This is a genomic window from Streptomyces sp. DF42 (assembly GCF_058267695.1).
The window spans coordinates 8,562,530-8,579,031 of the sequence record NZ_CM177859.1 but is presented as its reverse complement, the minus strand read 5'-3'; the positions used below and the strand labels follow the sequence as shown (position 1 = coordinate 8,579,031).

At 68.8% G+C, this 16,502-nt stretch carries 11 protein-coding genes and 1 pseudogene; 4 read left to right on the top strand and 8 right to left on the bottom strand.

Annotated features, from left to right (window positions below; translation table 11 throughout):
• The first annotated feature begins 1 nt into the window (after nt 1).
• The gene (locus tag ACYUED_RS39470) at nt 2-1,228 is read left to right on the top strand and encodes a DUF5005 domain-containing protein (protein ID WP_491289216.1); all 1,227 of its coding nucleotides are present in this window, start codon (nt 2-4) and stop codon (nt 1,226-1,228) included.
• Here ACYUED_RS39470 and ACYUED_RS39465 read toward each other — a convergent pair.
• Nucleotides 1,164-2,186 (bottom strand): bile acid:sodium symporter family protein, encoded by a 1,023-nt coding sequence (locus ACYUED_RS39465; RefSeq protein WP_491294638.1) that lies wholly within the window; start codon nt 2,184-2,186, stop codon nt 1,164-1,166. The two genes, ACYUED_RS39470 and ACYUED_RS39465, sit on opposite strands and share 65 nt — an antisense overlap.
• A 169-nt stretch (nt 2,187-2,355) precedes the next feature.
• On the opposite strand from ACYUED_RS39465, the gene ACYUED_RS39460 reads away from it, so the two are divergent.
• Entirely contained in the window at nt 2,356-3,228 is an 873-nt protein-coding gene (locus tag ACYUED_RS39460; RefSeq protein ID WP_491289215.1) for a LysR substrate-binding domain-containing protein, read from the top strand.
• On the opposite strand, the gene ACYUED_RS39455 is transcribed toward ACYUED_RS39460, so the two are convergent.
• Nucleotides 3,225-3,386 (bottom strand): hypothetical protein, encoded by a 162-nt coding sequence (locus tag ACYUED_RS39455; protein WP_491289214.1) that lies wholly within the window; start codon nt 3,384-3,386, stop codon nt 3,225-3,227. The two genes, ACYUED_RS39460 and ACYUED_RS39455, sit on opposite strands and share 4 nt — an antisense overlap.
• A 346-nt stretch (nt 3,387-3,732) precedes the next feature.
• Between ACYUED_RS39455 and ACYUED_RS39450 the strand changes: the two genes are divergently transcribed.
• Complete coding sequence (locus tag ACYUED_RS39450; RefSeq protein ID WP_491289213.1) at nt 3,733-5,559, top strand: AMP-dependent synthetase/ligase; 1,827 nt, start codon at nt 3,733-3,735, stop codon at nt 5,557-5,559.
• A 22-nt stretch (nt 5,560-5,581) separates the two neighbouring features.
• On the opposite strand, the gene ACYUED_RS39445 is transcribed toward ACYUED_RS39450, so the two are convergent.
• The 6 genes and pseudogenes from ACYUED_RS39445 to ACYUED_RS39420 all read right to left on the bottom strand — a co-directional run bounded on the left by ACYUED_RS39445 (nt 5,582) and on the right by ACYUED_RS39420 (nt 15,136).
• A complete protein-coding gene (locus ACYUED_RS39445) occupies nt 5,582-7,612 on the bottom strand; it encodes a PQQ-dependent sugar dehydrogenase (protein ID WP_491289212.1) in 2,031 nt (676 codons plus the stop codon).
• An 11-nt stretch (nt 7,613-7,623) separates the two neighbouring features.
• The gene (locus ACYUED_RS39440; RefSeq protein WP_491294637.1) at nt 7,624-8,853 is read right to left on the bottom strand and encodes a chitinase; all 1,230 of its coding nucleotides are present in this window, start codon (nt 8,851-8,853) and stop codon (nt 7,624-7,626) included.
• 21 nt (nt 8,854-8,874) lie between these two features.
• Nucleotides 8,875-9,630, bottom strand: a pseudogene (locus ACYUED_RS39435) (glycoside hydrolase family 27 protein); the annotation flags it as partial.
• Between the two features lie 255 nt (nt 9,631-9,885).
• Nucleotides 9,886-13,137, bottom strand: a complete 3,252-nt coding sequence (locus ACYUED_RS39430; protein WP_491289211.1) for a glycosyl hydrolase family 28 protein — start codon at nt 13,135-13,137, stop codon at nt 9,886-9,888.
• A gap of 12 nt (nt 13,138-13,149) precedes the next feature.
• On the bottom strand, nt 13,150-13,938 hold the full coding sequence (locus tag ACYUED_RS39425) for a heparin lyase I family protein (RefSeq protein ID WP_491289210.1): 789 nt from the start codon (nt 13,936-13,938) through the stop codon (nt 13,150-13,152).
• Between the two features lie 4 nt (nt 13,939-13,942).
• The gene (locus tag ACYUED_RS39420; protein WP_491289209.1) at nt 13,943-15,136 is read right to left on the bottom strand and encodes a glycoside hydrolase family 88/105 protein; all 1,194 of its coding nucleotides are present in this window, start codon (nt 15,134-15,136) and stop codon (nt 13,943-13,945) included.
• Nucleotides 15,137-15,290: 154 nt separating this feature from the next.
• On the opposite strand from ACYUED_RS39420, the gene ACYUED_RS39415 reads away from it, so the two are divergent.
• Nucleotides 15,291-16,499, top strand: a complete 1,209-nt coding sequence (locus tag ACYUED_RS39415; RefSeq protein WP_491289208.1) for an RNA-guided endonuclease InsQ/TnpB family protein — start codon at nt 15,291-15,293, stop codon at nt 16,497-16,499.
• Nucleotides 16,500-16,502 lie beyond the last annotated feature (3 nt).

Below are 16,502 nucleotides of genomic sequence, written 5' to 3'. Positions count from 1 at the left end.
GGTGCCCGACGACGTACGAGCACGACAGCGGACGGGAACCGGCCTCGGCCTGCTGCTGGCCCTGGTTCTCGGGGCCGTGCTGCTCACCGCCCTCCCGGACGACGGTGAACGGGAGGGCGGCTGCACCCCGCACACGGTCGCCGCATGGTCGGCAGACGACCGCCTCACCGGCGAGTTCTCCCGCTACGGCGACGACTCCTTGCGCAGCGACGACTGGACCGGCGGCGACGGCACCCACTCGGTGCGGCTGCCGGACGGGCGGCTGCTGTGGCTGTTCTCCGACACCTATCTCGGCCAGGTGCACGGCCCGCCCGGCCCGGTCGGCGAGTCGTCGGCCTGGCGGGACGCGACGGCCCCGCTGGTGCGCAACTCGGCCGTGGTGATGGACGGCAGGGGCCGGCTGAAGCGCACGCTTCCCGCCCCGCTCTTCCCCGACCCGGCCCCAGGCCAGTGGCGTTGGCCCGTGGCGGCCCTGGTCGAGCCTCGGTCCCCCGGCTCCTCGGAGCGGGTCGTCCGGGTGCTGCTGTGGGTGCGGACCGCCGGGCAGCCGCCGTGGATCTACGGGGTGCCCACCGCCACCGAGGTCGCCACCCTCTCGCTGCCCGGTCTGCGGGTCGAGTCGGTCGTGAAGGTGCTCGACCAGAGCCTGGTCGCCGATCCCTCCCGGCGGGTCCTGTTCGGCACGACGCTGGTCGGGAAGGGCGACTGGACGTATGTGTTCGGCGGTGACGACGGCCGGGCCGCGTCCCGGCCGGCCTCGTCGGCGTATGTGGCGCGGGTGCCAGGGGGGCGGCTCGGGGAGCCGGCCGCCTGGCAGTACTGGGACGGTTCCGGGTGGACGGCCGGTGCGCGCCCGCACGCGGTGCTCGGCGACGGACGGCGCACCGGGGTGGGCAGCGCGTTCTCGGTGGTGCGGGAGGGCGGTACGTATGTGCTGTTCACGATGGCCGCGGGCACCGCGGGGCTGACCACGGTGACCTCGTACTGGTCCTGCTCCCCCACCGGGCCGTGGCACGGCCCGGCGAAGGACTTCAGCCCCTCGCTGCCGCATACGGGAGTCGCCGCGTACAACCCGCAGGTGCATCCCGAACTGAGCGGCGACGGACGTCTGGTGCTGAGCTACGACGTCAACTGGCTGGAGACGAGCGGCGCTTCGGCGAGCATCAACGCGAACGTGGCCCTGTACCGACCGCGGTTCGTGACGGTGCGGCTGGCGCGGACCCGGTGACCTCGGCGCTCTCCTCGGCGGGATCGTGCGAGCGGCGCTTGGCGATCACCGCGCACACCATCAGCTGCATCTGGTGGAAGAGCATCAGCGGCAGCACGGCCAGCGAGGCGTGCGCGCCGAACAGGACGCTCGCCATGGGCAGCCCGGAGGCGAGGGACTTCTTGGAGCCGGCGAACTGGATCGCGATCCGGTCCTCCCGGTTGAACCGCAGTGCCCTGCCGCCGTACCAGGTCAGGGCGAGCATCACGGCGAGCAACACGGCCTCGACGACCAGCAGACCGCCCAGCCTGGCGGGGCTCACCCGGTGCCAGATGCCCTGGACCATGCCCTCGCTGAACGCCGTGTAGACGACGAGGAGTATCGAGCCGCGGTCGACCAGGCCGAGGACCTTCTTGTGCCGGGCGACGAACCCCCCGATCCAGCGGCGCAGCAGCTGCCCCGCCAGGAACGGCACCAGCAGCTGCAGCACGATCTGGACGAGCGAGCCGGCGGAGAACCCGCCGGCGCTGCTGCCGAGCACGGCGGCCGCCAGGAGCGGGGTGACGACGATGCCGACCAGGGAGGAGAAGGAACCCGCGCAGATCGCGGCGGGCACGTTTCCGCGGGCCATCGACGTGAAGGCGATCGAGGACTGGATGGTCGACGGGACGAGCGTGAGGAAGAGCAGGCCCTGGTAGAGCGGGTGGGTCAGCAGGACCGGGACGAGACCGCGGGCGGCCAGGCCCAGCAGCGGGAAGACCACGAAGGTACAGGCCAGAACCGTGACGTGGAGCCGCCAGTGCTTGAGCCCGTTCATCGCCTCACGGGTCGAGAGCCGTGCGCCGTACAGGAAGAAGAGGAAGGCGATCGCCGCCGTGGAGGCGCCGGAGGCCACGTCGGCCGCGGCCCCGCGCGCCGGGAGCAGGGCCGCGAGACCCACCGTGCCGAGCAGCAGCAGGATGTACGGGTCGATCGGCATCCAAGCCGGCCATTGCAGGCGCTTCACGGTGCTCCACTTGCTGATCGCTGGTCGGTGTCCGAGGCCCGCAGGGCCCTTGTTCATCGTCCTCCTCCGGCAGCTGATCGGGAATCCGTCATACCGCTCTGACTGTCATCGCGTTCCGCGATAAGCGGCTACGGTTGTCCGTATGTACGACCCCTCTCACCTGCGTACCTTCCTGGCGGTCGCCCAGACCCTGAGCTTCACGCAGGCCGCCCGGCGCCTCGGGCTGCGCCAGTCGACGGTGAGCCAGCATGTGCGGCGCCTTGAGGAGGCCACCGGACGGCAGTTGTTCACCCGGGACACCCATTCCGTGGAGCTGACCGAGGACGGCGAGGCGATGCTCGGGTTCGCGCGCAGGATCCTGGAGGTGCAGGAGCAGGCGTCGGCGTTCTTCACGGGCACCCGGCTGCGCGGCCGGCTGCGCTTCGGGGCCTCCGAGGACTTCGTGCTGACCCGGCTGCCGGAGATCCTGGAGGGCTTCCGGCACGATCATCCCGAGGTCGACCTGGAGCTGACGGTCGAGCTGTCGGGCACCCTGCACGAGCAGCTCGCCGCCGGGAAGCTGGACCTGGTGCTGGCCAAGCGGCGCCCTGAGGAGCCGCGGGGCGAGCTGGTCTGGCACGACGAGCTGGTGTGGATCGGCGCGGAACGGCTGCGTCTGGACGCCGACCGCCCGGTGCCGCTGATCGTGTATCCGCCGCCGGGCATCACGCGTGCCCTCGCCTTGGAGGCGTTGCAGCGCCAGGGGCGGCAGTGGCGCATCGCGTGTACGAGCGGCAGCCTCAACGGGCTGATCGCCGCGGCCCGCGCGGGCCTCGGTGTGATGGCCCACTCCCGAGGTCTGGTCCCGCCGGGCCTGGTCCGCGTCCCCGACCGCTCCGGCCTCCCCGAGCTGGGCCGCGTCGACTTCGTCCTCGTCCACGGCCGCCGCCGCGCCTCGGCACAGGGCGCTGCGGACGCCCTCGCGGGAGTGATTCTGGCGGGCGGGGACCGGCTGCAGCGCCGGCGTACCGGCTAGGTGTATTGGGCCGCAGCGTCCGCCCGGGCGGCGCGGCCGGCGCGCTGCGCGGCGCCTTCTCCGGAACACATGCTGCGGGCCGCGTTCGCCTCGGGGCTCAACTCGGCGGCGGTGGTGGCGGGGCTGACCGCGACGGTCGCGGGAGCCCTCGTGGCCACCCTGGTCAGGACGGTGCGGGCGCCCCCGAAGGGTGTGACGTTATCCCCCGTTCCTTCGCTGACGGAGGGGAGGACCGGGTCTCGCGGATCAGGCGGCTGACGTGCGGCGGGGGCCGCAAGACGGTCGTACAGATTCGGTGGAGATTAGGGGACCGAAACTTACTCAACCGTCAGGTTTCTGTCCGACCCTTCCCGAAGTGAGGGCATTTTCCCGGCCGTGACCGGCACGCAACCGGGCACCGTCCGGCTTCGACCCCCCTCCCGCCCTCTCTCCGTGTGGGGTAGCTTTCACGGCGCTGCACGGAGTGTCACTCATTACAGGACGCTGAGGAGCGGGGAGCGGGGTTTGCGCGAGTTCACCAACCCTCCGTTGGCGTTGTCACCGCCGGTGGGCGGCCTGGCCGACGTCGTCTTCGAGCGTGCCCAGGACGACCCGCACCACATCGCTCTCGGCCGCAAGGACGAGCAGGAACAGTGGCGTGACGTGACCTCGGCCGAGTTCCGGGACGAGGTGCTGGCCCTCGCCAAGGGGCTGCTCGCCCGCGGCATCCGGTTCGGCGACCGCGTCGCGATCATGTCCCGTACCCGCTACGAGTGGACCCTCTTCGACTTCGCGCTGTGGACGATCGGCGCGCAGGTGGTGCCGATCTACCCCACGTCGTCGGCCGAGCAGTGCTTCTGGGCGCTGTACGACGCCGAGTGCACGGCGGCGGTCGTGGAGCACGAGGACCACGCGATGACGATCGCCACCGTCATCGACCGGCTTCCGCACCTGCACCAGCTGTGGCAGCTCGACTCCGGCGCCGTGCAGGAGCTGTACGACGCCGGCGCGTACATCGACGACGACGTGGTCCACCGGCACCGTCAGGCGGTCACGCCCGACTCGACCGCGACGGTCATCTACACCTCGGGCACCACGGGCCGCCCCAAGGGCTGCGTCATCACGCACTCCAACTTCATGTACGAGGCGGACACGGTCGCCGAGCACATGGGGCCGGTGTTCCACTCCAAGAAGGGCGACGAGGCGGCGACCCTGCTGTTCCTGCCGCTCGCGCACGTCTTCGGGCGGATGGTGCAGGTCACCGCGATCCGCCACGGGATCCGCTTCGGCCACCAGCCGCAGCTGAACGCCGCCGCACTGCTGCCGGACCTGCAGGTGTTCAAGCCGACGTTCATCCTCGCGGTGCCGTACATCTTCGAGAAGGTCTTCAACGCCTCCCGCCGCAAGGCCGAGAAGTCGGGCAAGGCCGGGCCGTTCGAGAAGGCCGTCGAGGTCGCCGTGGCGTACGCGGACGCCGTCGAGGCGAAGGCCTGGGGCATCGGTCCGGGCCCGTCGGCGGGCCTGCGCATGCAGCACCAGCTGTTCGACAAGCTCGTGTACTCCAAAGTCCGGGCCGCCATGGGCGGTCGCCTGCGCAACGCCATCTCGGGCGGCTCGGCGATGGACCGGCGGCTCGGCCTGTTCTTCGCGGGCGCGGGTGTGCAGATCTACGAGGGCTACGGCCTCACGGAGTCGACGGCGGCCGCGACCGCCAACCCGCCCGGGCGCACCCGTTACGGCACCGTCGGGCAGCCCATACCGGGTGTCACCGTGCACATCGGGGACGACAGCGAGATCTGGCTGCACGGCGCCAACATCTTCCAGGGCTACCTGAACAACCAGAAGGCCACCGACGCGACCCTGCACGACGGCTGGCTCGCCACCGGCGACCTGGGCGCCCTCGACGAGGACGGCTACCTCACCATCACCGGCCGCAAGAAGGAGATCCTCGTGACCTCCGGCGGCAAGAGCGTCTCCCCCGCCGTGCTGGAGGAGCGTGTCCGCGACCATCCGCTGGTCAACCAGTGCATCGTCGTCGGCAACGACCGCCCGTACATCGCCGCCCTGGTCACCCTCGACCAGGAGGCCGTCGAGCACTGGCTGCAGATGCGCGGCAAGCCGCAGATGGCCCCCGCCCAGCTGGTGCGCGACGTCGACCTGGAGACGGAGGTGCGGCGCGCGGTGGTCGCCGCCAACACCCTCGTCTCCCAGGCCGAGTCGATCCGCACCTTCCGCATACTGGCCCAGCCGTTCACCGAGGAACACGGTCTGCTGACCCCGTCCCTGAAGCTGAAGCGGAAGGCCATCGAGAACGCCTACGCCAACGAGGTCGAGGCGCTCTACCGAGCCTGATGCCCCGTCAGGCGACGTTCGGTCAACTGATGTTCACCCGGAAGAGCTTGTCCGATCCGTCCGGCTCGTTTCCGTTGTTGTCGCAGTTGGTGGTCGACAGCCACAGCTGGTCGGAGCCCGGCACCTTGGTCACGGTCCGCAGACGGCCGTACGTTCCCACGTAATACGCCGTCGGCGTGCCGACGCTCTCGTTGTCGCCGTTGATCGGGATCCGCCACAGCCGTTCACCGCGCAACGAGGCCATGTAGACGACGTTGCGGACGATCGCGATGCCGCTGGGCGAGGCCTCGGAGACGTTCCAGGTGGCCTTCGGGTTGGTCATCCCGGAGACCCTGCACTTGCCCTCGCAGGTGGGCCAGCCGTAGTTGGCGCCCGGCTTGATGAGGTTCAGCTCGTCCTTGGAGCTGTTGCCGAACTCCGCTTCCCACAGGCGGCCGCCCCGGTCGAAGGCGAGGCCCTGCGGGTTGCGGTGGCCGAGGCTGTAGACGTAGTTGCCGAACGGGTTGCCCGGGGCCGCCTTGCCCTCCGTCGTCATGCGCAGGATCTTGCCGTTGAGGGAGTTCTTGTCCTGCGCGAGGTCGGGCGTCTGGGCCTCGCCGGTGGAGACGTAGAGGTAGCCGTCGGGGCCGAAGAGGAGGCGGCCGCCGTTGTGGTAGCGGTTCTTCTTGATGCCCTGGAGCAGGACCTTGTAGTCGCTGAGACTCGTGCCGTCGTAGGTCATGCGGACCACGCGGTTGCCTTCGGACGCGGTGTGCATGAAGTAGACGTAGTAGTTGGTGTCCCACCTGGGGTCGGCCGCCACGCCGAGCAGACCGCCCTCGCCGTTGGTGGTGACGGCGTTGGGGACCGTGCCGACCTGGGTCCGCGTGCCGTCCTTGGTCACCTTCCAGACCCGGAAGTCGTCCCGCTCGGTGACCAGCGCGGTCTTCCCGTCGGGCATCCAGTAGGTGCCCCAGGGGATGGTCCAGCCGGTGGAGAGGGTGGAGACGGAGGACGGGACGCCGCCGTCCGTCGCGCAGGCCTTGGTCGTGAAGCTCACCGTGTTGCTCTCCGGTGAGACATTGCCCGCGGCGTCACGGGCGGCGACGTTCAGCGAGTACGGGCTGTTGCAGGCGAGCCCGGTGAGCGTCGTGGAGGCGCCGGCGGTGACGGTCTTGTAGACGGTGCCGGCGCTGCGCACGTCGTAGGCGACGACGGCCCGGTCGTCCGTGGAGGCACCCCACGTCAGGTCGGCGCTGTTCACCGTGACACCGGCGGCGGACAGCGTGCCCGGCCTGGTCGGCGGGGTGGTGTCGGAGCTGGGCTTGGTGGTGCAGTCGACGACGGGGCTGGCGGAGGAGGTGTTGCCCGCCGCGTCGCGGGCGATGACGGTGAGGTCGTAGGTGGTGTTCGGGGTCAGCCCGGTCAGCGCCCCGGAGGTCGAACTCCCCGGCGCCTCACCGATCTTGTTGCCGTGCTCGTAGAGGTCGTACGCCGTCACGCCCACGTTGTCCGTCGACGCACCCCAGGCCAGGGTGAGCGCGTCTTCCCCGATGTCGGAGCAGCTGGGCGGGCCGGGGCGGGTCGGGGCCTGGGCGTCGGCCGCCGTGTCGACACTGATCCGGTCGAGGTTGGGGCCGCCGTTCGCGGTGGTGGCGGTCGCGCGGATCTTGTCGGAGCCCGCGGTGAGCGGGACGTCGACGGTCTTGGTGGTCCAGGTGTTCCAGTCGGCGGTGGCCGGGAAGGACACACCGGAGGCGACGACCGTGCCGCCCACCGAGATGTCCATCGGGCGGTCCACGGACGTGCCGTTGGCGTACCGGAAGGTCACCGCCGAGGTGCCCGCGGAGGCCGCGCTCACCGTGAACTCCACGGAGGAACCCTTGACGTTGGTGTAGTCGACGAAGCCGGTGCCCGTGTATCCGGTGTGGTTGGTGGCCACGGTGCCCTGCGAGATCCGGGCGTTCTCGGCCTGGTAGTCGGTGGCGGCGAGCGCGGTGCCCTGGCTCAGCCCCGCGAGGGGCAGGGCGAGGGCCGCGGTCACGCTGTACGGCAGAACTCTCTTCAGATTCATGGGTGTTCCCCTCAACCCGTGTACTGGGTGAAGACCTTGAGGTAGTCGTAGGGCTGCTGCGAGACACCGCTGCAGGAGTCGCCGTCGGTGCCGGAGCCGCAGGCACGGTCGCGGTTGACGGCCCAGTAGGTGAGGCGCCCGATGTGGTGCTGCCGGGCGTAGGCGAGCATGGTCTTGAAGTCGGCGACCCGGACGCGCTCGCCGGAGTCGTCGGTCCTGCCGTTCATCGACGACAGGCCGATGTGCGTGTAGGCGCCGGCGTCGCGGTAGCCGTATGCCGACTTGACCCTGGCCTTGAGGCCTTCCATGGCCCGGGTGGTGAGCGTGCCCATGGTGGTCGCGGTGCCACCGAAGTCGAACGGCATGATGCACCAGACGTCGTTCGCCAGACCGGAGTCGGCCGCTCGCTTGATCATGTCGACTCCGGTGGAGTCGGGACCGCTGGTGGTCGTGCCGAAGGTGATGACCGTCTTGAGCCCCGGGTTGTGCGCCTTGACCGTCTTCAGCGCGTCGACGACACGTTGACGGACGGTGGCGTTGGACCACTCGGTGTTCTCGATGTCGATGTCGAGGACCTTCAGCCTGTAGGCGTCGATCACCTTCTGGTAGGCGCCGGCGAGCTTGGCGGCGCTGGAGCACTTCTCGCCGAGCTTCGCGCCGCTCCAGCCGCCGACGGAGACGACGACGTCACCGCCTGCCCCTCTGATCGCGTTGATCGTGAACTGGTCACTGCCGCCCGTCAGCGGACGGGAACCGTCCCACTTCGGGTTGCAGGTGCCGTCGGAGAGGACGAAGGCCAGGGTGAACCACTTGACACCGGTGGCGGACATCACGGAGGTGGGGCTCTGCGGGTTGCCCCAGCCGAGGTATTCGTAGGGGGCGACGGCCATGCCGGGTGACGCGGCGGCCGACGCGGTGGCAGAAGGGTTCTCGTTGTTGACCGGCTTCACCCGGATCAGCCGTGTTTCGCCCGGTCGCAGCGTTGCGCTGTACGAGTCCGCGGTCACGCCCTTGTGCGCGCCGGACCACAGGTCGGTGACGTCGCCGGAACCGTTGAAGCCGACCTGCGACCAGTTCACACCGACCGTGCTGTTGCCGGACGTTCCGGTGTTGAACAGCGCGACCACGTAGTCACCGCTGCTCTCGCGTTTACTGAAGACCTGCTTGACACCACTGTTCACCACCCGCTTCGCGGCGACGCCGTCCTGGTCCACGCCGGTCAACCGGTCGTTGGTGAGCATCGCCTTGTCGACGGAGTCGAGGTGGGTGAGGTCGGTACCCAGCAGCAACGGCGAGGCGGCCATCGCCCACAGCGTGAAGTGGGAGCGGCGCTGATCGGCTGTGAGGCCCACCTGATCACCGTTGCCGACCTCCAGCGAGTCCAGGTCGTTCCAGCCTCCCGGACCGGCGTACGGCTGCCAGGACGCTGCCGTGTTGAAGCGGGCGGAGACATGAGACCAGTCGGTGAGCGGATAGCCGCTGCCGTTGGAGCCGGGGCCGCAGTAGCACTCGACGTCGCCTTGGGTGCGCCAGCTGTTCGCGAGCTTGCGCCAGGTGGTGGCATCGGCGATCGGCAGGTTGTTGGAGAGCGCGAAGTTGATGGGCCGTCCGCTCGCCCGCAGGGCCTTGTCCCAGGCCTGCACATCGGGGACGTCCTGGCTGCCCACGCCGTCGATCTTCAGGTAGTCGACTCCCCAGGACGCGAACTGCCTGGCCCACGAGTTCACGAACTCCTGCGCACCCGGCTTGGAGTAGTCGATGTAGTACATGTTCTTGCAGTTGTAGTTCTTCTCGGTCTTCGAGGTGTCCGCGATGTCCTTCGCGTGGTACGCGGTCCCCTCGATCGGCGTGTTCCTGGTGACGGCGTTCTTGGCGATGCCGGGCGTCACGTAGAAGCCGAACTTCAGGCCCTTGGAGTGGACGTAGTCGGCCAGTGCCCTGATGCCGCCCGGGAACTTGGCCGAATCGGCGGTCCAGCGGCCGTAGTTGTCGACGACGAAGCCGTTCGAGTCGCACTTCTGCCAGAAGTCGTCGAGGTTGACGTGGACGAAACCGTGGTCCTTGAGACCGCTCCGACACGAGCGCGTCCGCCTGGGCCTTGATCTTCGCCTCGGTCGGCGTGCGACGGACGAAGCTCCAGCTGCTCCAGCCCATGGCGGGGCGGACCGACTGGCCGTTGTCGGAGGCGGCCGCCGTGTGCGCGGCGCCCATGAGCGGCACGGCGGCGGCGACGAGCAGGCCGGCCACGGCCGCCGCGAGTGATCTGATCCGGATCATGAATGTCCCCCGTTCACGGGCGTCGCGTAGCTGGTGCCGATCCATGCCTCGTCGATCCGCAGCCGCTTGTAGCGCGTGGCGTCGCCGGACGCGGCCCAGGTGGTGTCGACCTCCAGGCGGACGTAGCGGGCGTTGGCCGCGGTGAGGTCAATGCCCTGGATTCCGCGGCGACTTGGGAGCTGCCCCGTCTTGACCGCGCTCCCCCAGGTCGAGCCGTCGTTGCTCAGGTACACCTTGTAGTCCTTGATCCGCGCCGACTGCTCGGTGTCCGAGCGGGCGTAGGCGACGGAGTCCTCGCGCTGGTTGAGCCCGATGTACTGGACCTTCTTGGCCGAGCCGAGGTCGAAGGTGAGGTTCGCGGGCAGCTTCTTGTTGTTGTCCCAGTAGGTGAGGTGGTCGCCGTCGCTCGCGGCCGACCCGGCGTGGCCGCTCGCGGAGGTGCTCGCGGTCGCGTCGACGCCGGTGAGGATGCCCTGCCGTCCGGCGGTGACGACCTTGAACACGGTGTCGTAGGGGTCCCAGCCGCCCAGTCCGGTCAGCGTCAGCACGCCTCCCGACTGCGACCACGAAACCGCCGCTCCCGTACGGAGGTTGGTGACCGAGGCGATGCGGTAACCGTTGTCGCGGATACGCAGGGTGCTGGTGCTGGGCGGGGTCAGGACGTGCACGTACTGCCGGTTCGGGTCCGTCTTGCTGATCGTCGTGACACCGTGCGCACCGTCGTTCCAGAAGCCCGGCTTGAGGCCGCCGTACATGTAGCCGCCGCCCTCGGTGCCGTGCAGGGACTCCCAGATGGGGGCGAGGTAGGAGTTCGCGAAGGTGTTGAAGGAGGCCTGGTTGCTGGGGAAGGTGCCGTTGACCTCGGCGGTCTCGGCCATCAGGGCCTTCACGGAGGAGCCCGCGTTGGCGATCAGCCGGCCGAGCGTGAGCTTCTTGTCGACGGCCGGGTCGGAGCCGTCGTACCACCAGGCGCCGGTCGAGGGCAGCTTGAAGTCGGCCTCGGTCAGGCGGGGTTGGGCGGTGTAGATCGCCTGCGGGTAGTCGTAGGCGGGGGTCATTCCCGTCTTCTGCTCGTTGCTGATCATGTCCATGATCGGCGTGTCCTCGTTGTTGTTGCTGAGCGTGTAGTTCGGGCGCTTCTGGTAGATCTGCTGGTAGAGGTCGTGGCTCTCCCAGTACGCGTTGTCGTTGTCGATCCAGAAGCCGCCGAGGTCGGGATAGCGGTCCATGACCTCGAAGAAGTTGTCGTAGCTGAACTGCCCGAAGCCGTCGCGGGTGGTCAGGTCGACGTTCCTGCCCTTGTGGGCGGAGTAGGCGGCCGAGTCGAGCCACTCGTGGCCGCCCTCGTCGTGCCACTGGGGATCGTCGGTCATGTAGAGGATGACCTTCATGCCCTTGGCCTTAGCCGCGGTGATCAGCTCGCCCAGGAAGTCCCGCTTGGTGGAGCAGGAGCCGGGGATCTTGGAGGGCCAGGGGCGGGCGTAGCCGAGGCGGCTGTGGAAGGTGGCGAGGACCAGGTACTGGGTGTGGAGTTTCTGGGCCTCGTTCACCCAGTAGTGGGGCGTCCAGCCGCCGCTGGTGACGTCGTTCTCCCAGGCGGAGCAGCTGGTGTGGGCGGACGCGGTGCGCAGGCCCCAGTGCAGGAAGAGGCCGCCGACGGAGGCGCGGAGGAAGTCCTGGCGGGGGTTGTCGAGGTCGAGCGGCTTCACGGCCGGACCGGCACCGCAGTCCTCGCTCGACCCGCTGCCCGACACCCGCAGCGCACCGCCGGAGGTGGTGTGGCTGTCGCTGAGGCAGTAGCCCGTGACGTTCTGGAAGCCCACGTCGTGCGGCGAGTCGCTGCCCCTCTGCGCGGTGAACCGGGTGAGGCGGATGCCGCTCGCCGCGTTGGCGATGAGGGCCGGCCGGCCGTCGTTCGCCGCGAACTTCACCGAGCTGTCGGTGAAGTGGACGTTGTCGGCGTTGTGCAGATACCAGCCGTACGCCGGCCGGGTGCCGATGCTCTTGGGGTTGTAGTCGTTCGGGTCGTTGCCCGGCACCGCGGTGGACAGGGTGCCGTTGCCGCCGGGGACCGTGATGTTGACGTTGTTGAAGGTGACGCCGTCGATGCGGTGGCCGGTCTCGCCCCACAGGGTCGGACTGAAGGAGGGGCCGCTGCCGGTGGCGGTGATGTCGTCGTACGTGATGTCACTGATCGAGCCGACGCCGGGACTGTTGCCGCAGCGCTTTCGGGTGCCGATCTTCTGCATGATCGGCGAGTGGACGTCTCTCATCGTGATGCCGCGGTAGTGGACGTCGGAGATCTTCGCGCCGTCCATCGACACCATGCCGAGCCCTGACTTGTCGGCGCCGTCGATGCGGATGTTCTCGAAGCGGTAGTCCGAGAAGTCGCCGCAGGTCTCGGAGCCGAACATCAGAGCGTTGCAGCAACGAGCCGACAGATAGGAGTCGTTGACGCGTACGTGGCCGTTGGCGAGCTTGGCGCCGAGGGCGTAGTCGCTCTTGAAGACCAGCGCGTCGTCGTTTGCCTCGATGTGGGCGTTGGTGATCGTGACGTCCGTGGTGGAGATGACGTTCCAGCCGTCGCGGTCGCTCGCCGTGTCGATGGTGAGGTGGTCCGACGTGACGTTCTCGCAGCCGTTGATGAGGGCCGCGAAGTGGCCGCCGCGGCGGAGGGTGAGCCCGTCCCCGATGCGGAGCCCGTCGCAGCGCGTCAGCGAGATGATCTTGTCGGCCTCGCCGGACCTGGGGTTTCCGGTGATCAGGTTGCCCATGCCGTCGATCACGCCCTGGCCGACGAAGCCGATGTCGGTCAGCTTGTCGCCGTAGATCATCGCGTCGTGGAAGTGACTGTGCCCGTAGTCCTGGTAGGCGTCGTACGGGTTGGACTCGGCCTTGTCGTAGGTGTCGGCGCTGGAGCCCTGGATCGTGGCGCCTTTGTCGACCCGGAGCGTCACATGGCTCTTCATGTGGATGGTGTTCCTGGACTTGTAACGGCCGGCGGGGAAGCGGACGGTGCCGCCGCCACTGGCCGAACTCGCCGCCGTGACCGCCTTGTTGATGGCCGGGGTGTCGTTGGCGGAGCCGTCTCCCTTTGCGCCGTAGTCGCGTACGTCGAAGACGGCGGCGGCACGTGGGGCGGACCGTGGCCCCGCGACGGCCGCGGGGTGGGTGAGTCCGAGGACGACCGCGAGGACGAACAGGACGACGGCCGCCGCTCTGTGTCGTGGAACGGTGGGGGGTTTCATGTGGACTGCTCCTCACACGAGCTGGTAGCCCCGGAGATTGGTCAGCAGGAGGTAGGTGTTCTGCAGGGAGCCGGAGGTGTCGCCGAGGGAGCGGTAGATGCCCCACTTCGGGCGCACGCGGTCGGCCAGGAAGGTGTCGACGCCGGTCTTCGAGGCGTCGATGACGGTGGAGCCGCCGGACTTGAGGATCCAGCGGATCGAGCCCGCCGAGCCGTTGCCGACCTTGATCTGGAAGTCGACGTCCGTCCACTTGTCGTGCAGTGGGTCCAGGTCGGTGCGGCCGACGAGGATGTCGTCGACGGCGAGCTTCAGCTCGATGGTCTGCTTGCCGTTCACCCGGCGCAGCGACTGCACGACGATCGGCGAGGAGCCGGTACCGGGCTGCTTCATCTGCATGATGTGGGTGAAGGTGGTGGTCGCCTTCAGCGAGCTCGGGATGTACATCGAGTAGGTGAGCCGCCAGGTCTGGCCCTGGGTCCACTTCAGGTAGTTGCTGCCGCTGCCGTTGCGCAGGCCCGTGACCTCCTGGCGCTGGCGGTCGGTCGACGTGTCGCGGTCGACGGTGTGCATGTGGAAGCGCCAGTTGTCACCGGTGGCGAGGATGTGCGGATGGCCGGCCGGGTGCGAGCCGGCACGGTCGTCCTCGATCGTCTCGAAGGCACCGAGACCGTCACCGCTCGCGGACGGGGACCACTTCTGCTGCCAGGACGCGGCGTGGGCGGTGGTCGCGGGCAGCCCGACGGCCGCGGTGGCGGCTCCGCCCAGGGCTGCGCCCAACAGCACCCTTCTGGATGTGTTCATGACACTAATCACCTCGCAGCTGTTCGTTCATGATCAGAAATGCGCCCAGGCCGTGGAAGTCGTTGGTGGCCCGGGTGCGGTCGATGTAGTACGCGTAGTCGCCGACGTTCGTGCCGATCGTGATGCCGGCGAGGTTCGTCCGGCCGTCGGAGCCGACCGACAGCTTCGCCAGCACGCCCTGGTAGCCGCGGCGGGCCACGGCCGTGTAGTGCGGATCGAGATAGCCCTGCTGGACACCGCGCGAGAGGGCGTAGGTGAACATGCTGGAGTAGGAGGTCTCGGTCCAGTTGTCGCTGCGGCCGCCCTTGTCCATCACCTGGAACCAGCGTCCGGTCGCCGGGTCCTGGTACTTCTCCAGACCGACCGCCAACTTGCGTAATATCGCCAGAAGTTGGGGTCGTCGAGGCTGATCGGCCGGGATGGCGTCGAGGACGTTCACGATCGCCATGGAGTACCAGCCGACCGCGCGGCACCAGTGCTCGGGGGCGAGCCCGGTCTGCGGGTCGGCCCAGCTCGCACTCCTCGACTCGTCGTAGGCGTGCTTGAGCAGCCCGTTCGCGACCTGCAGGTGGCTGCCGTACACGGAGAGCTGCTTCGTCGCCTCGTCATCCGTGTACGCGCTGTCGCCGAACTCCTTGCCGTACTCGACGAGGAACGGGTTGACCATGTAGACGCCGTCCGCCCAGAGTTGGTGGGCGCGGCTGGAGGTGTCCGCGTGCCAGAAGCCGCCGTCACCCGTGCGCGGGTAGGTGCGCAGGCGGTCGAGGATCTTCTTCGCCGCCTTGCGGTAGCGGTCCTGGCCCGTCTCGTGGTGCAGGATCACCAGCAGACGGCCGGCCTGCATGCCGTCCAGGCTGTTGAAGGACTGGTCGATGGAGCCGTCGCTCTTCACGAACCGGTCGACATAGCTCCTGATGTACGTCAGGTAGCGGGTGTCGTGAGTGCGCCGGTAGGTGAGGTACTGGCCGTAGAGGTAGAGGCCCACGGGGTAGGACCAGCCCCCGATGGTGCTCGGCGTGTAGCGGGCCATGGTGGAGTCGACGACGGCCATGGACCAGTCGGGGGCGGAGGCGGGACGGTGTGCGGGCGCGGACGCGGGAGCGGCGGGCGAAGGCGGTGTCGCCGCCGGCAGGGTGACCAGGCCAGCGCTGACGAGCGCGAGGGTCGTCAGGGCCGTCCGCATTCGTCTGGGGCTCATCGGGGCCTTCCTTCGTTGATACCCCGGCCTTCAGGCCGGGGAGGAAACGAAGCTCCTGCGGAGCAGGGCAGGAAGAGCTGGTTCGCCGCCAAGGCGGACCAGCGTCCACCGGCCAACACCCCTTACTCACATGGGAGCTGATAGAATGTGAGGTATGACGCAGCAGGTCAAGCGCGCGTTTAAGTTCCGCTTTTACCCCACGAACGAGCAGGCAGCTGAGCTGTCGCGCACGTTCGGCTGCGTCCGCCTCGTCTACAACAAGGCGCTGGAGGAGCGCACCCGGGCCTGGTACGGCGAGCGGCGCCGCGTCTCGTATGTGCAGTCGTCCGCCGCACTGACAGAGTGGAAGAAAACCGAGGAACTGGCCTTCCTGACGCAGGTGTCCTCCGTCCCGCTCCAGCAGGCGCTGCGCCATCTTCAGACGGCGTTCGGGAACTTCTTCGCCAAGCGCGCGAAGTACCCGCGCTACAAGAGCCGCAAGACGTCCCGCGCGTCGGCCGAGTACACACGCAGCGCCTTCACGTGGCGCGAGGGGCAACTGACGCTGGCCAAGATGGCGCAGCCCCTGGACATCCGCTGGTCGCGTCCGCTGCCCCAGGGCACGGAGCCGACCACGGTGACCGTGTCCCGCGACGCGGCGGGACGCTGGTTCGTGTCCCTGCTGTGCCAGGACAGCATCGCCCCGGCCCCCGCCACGGATGGGACGGTCGGCCTGGACGCCGGGATCACCTCGCTGGTGACCCTGTCCACCGGGGAGAAGGTCGCCAACCCGAAGCACGAGCGGCGTGACCGCGCACGGCTGGCCCGCGCGCAGCGTGAGCTGTCGCGGAAGGTGAAGGGCTCGGCGAACCGGGACAAGGCCCGGCGTCGCGTCGCCAAAGTCCATGCGCGGATCGCCGACCGGCGCCGCGACTTCCTGCACAAACTGACCTCGCGCATCGTCCACGAGAACCAAGTGGTCGTGATCGAGGACCTGACCGTCCGCAACCTGCTGAACAACGGCAAGCTCGCGCGCGCCATCAGTGACGCGTCGTGGACGGAATTGCGCTCCATGCTGGAGTACAAGTGCGCCTGGTACGGGCGCGAACTCGTCGTGATCGACCGGTGGTTTCCCAGCTCGAAGCTGTGCGGGACCTGCGGGACGGTGCGCGAGAAGCTGCCGCTGAACGTCCGCGAGTGGACGTGTGACTGCGGCGTGGTGCATGACCGCGATGTGAACGCGGCACGCAACATCTTGGCCGCCGGGCTGGCGGTGTCTGCCTGTGGAGACGGTGTAAGACCTCAACGGGAGTCCTCCCGGACGGGGCGGTCGTCGGTGAAGCAGGAAGCCCAGCGGGCGACCGCTGGACTCCCCCGCCTTTAGGCG

Coding starts and splice junctions, on each gene's coding strand:
- ACYUED_RS39430 (WP_491289211.1), bottom strand. CDS start 13,137: ATGAAACCCCCCACCGTTCCACGACACAGAGCGGCGGCCGTCGTCCTG.
- ACYUED_RS39425 (WP_491289210.1), bottom strand. CDS start 13,938: ATGAACACATCCAGAAGGGTGCTGTTGGGCGCAGCCCTGGGCGGAGCC.
- ACYUED_RS39415 (WP_491289208.1), top strand. CDS start 15,291: ATGACGCAGCAGGTCAAGCGCGCGTTTAAGTTCCGCTTTTACCCCACG.
- ACYUED_RS39460 (WP_491289215.1), top strand. CDS start 2,356: ATGTACGACCCCTCTCACCTGCGTACCTTCCTGGCGGTCGCCCAGACC.
- ACYUED_RS39420 (WP_491289209.1), bottom strand. CDS start 15,136: ATGAGCCCCAGACGAATGCGGACGGCCCTGACGACCCTCGCGCTCGTC.
- ACYUED_RS39440 (WP_491294637.1), bottom strand. CDS start 8,853: ATGCTCACCAACGACCGGTTGACCGGCGTGGACCAGGACGGCGTCGCC.
- ACYUED_RS39465 (WP_491294638.1), bottom strand. CDS start 2,186: ATGCCGATCGACCCGTACATCCTGCTGCTGCTCGGCACGGTGGGTCTC.
- ACYUED_RS39445 (WP_491289212.1), bottom strand. CDS start 7,612: ATGAATCTGAAGAGAGTTCTGCCGTACAGCGTGACCGCGGCCCTCGCC.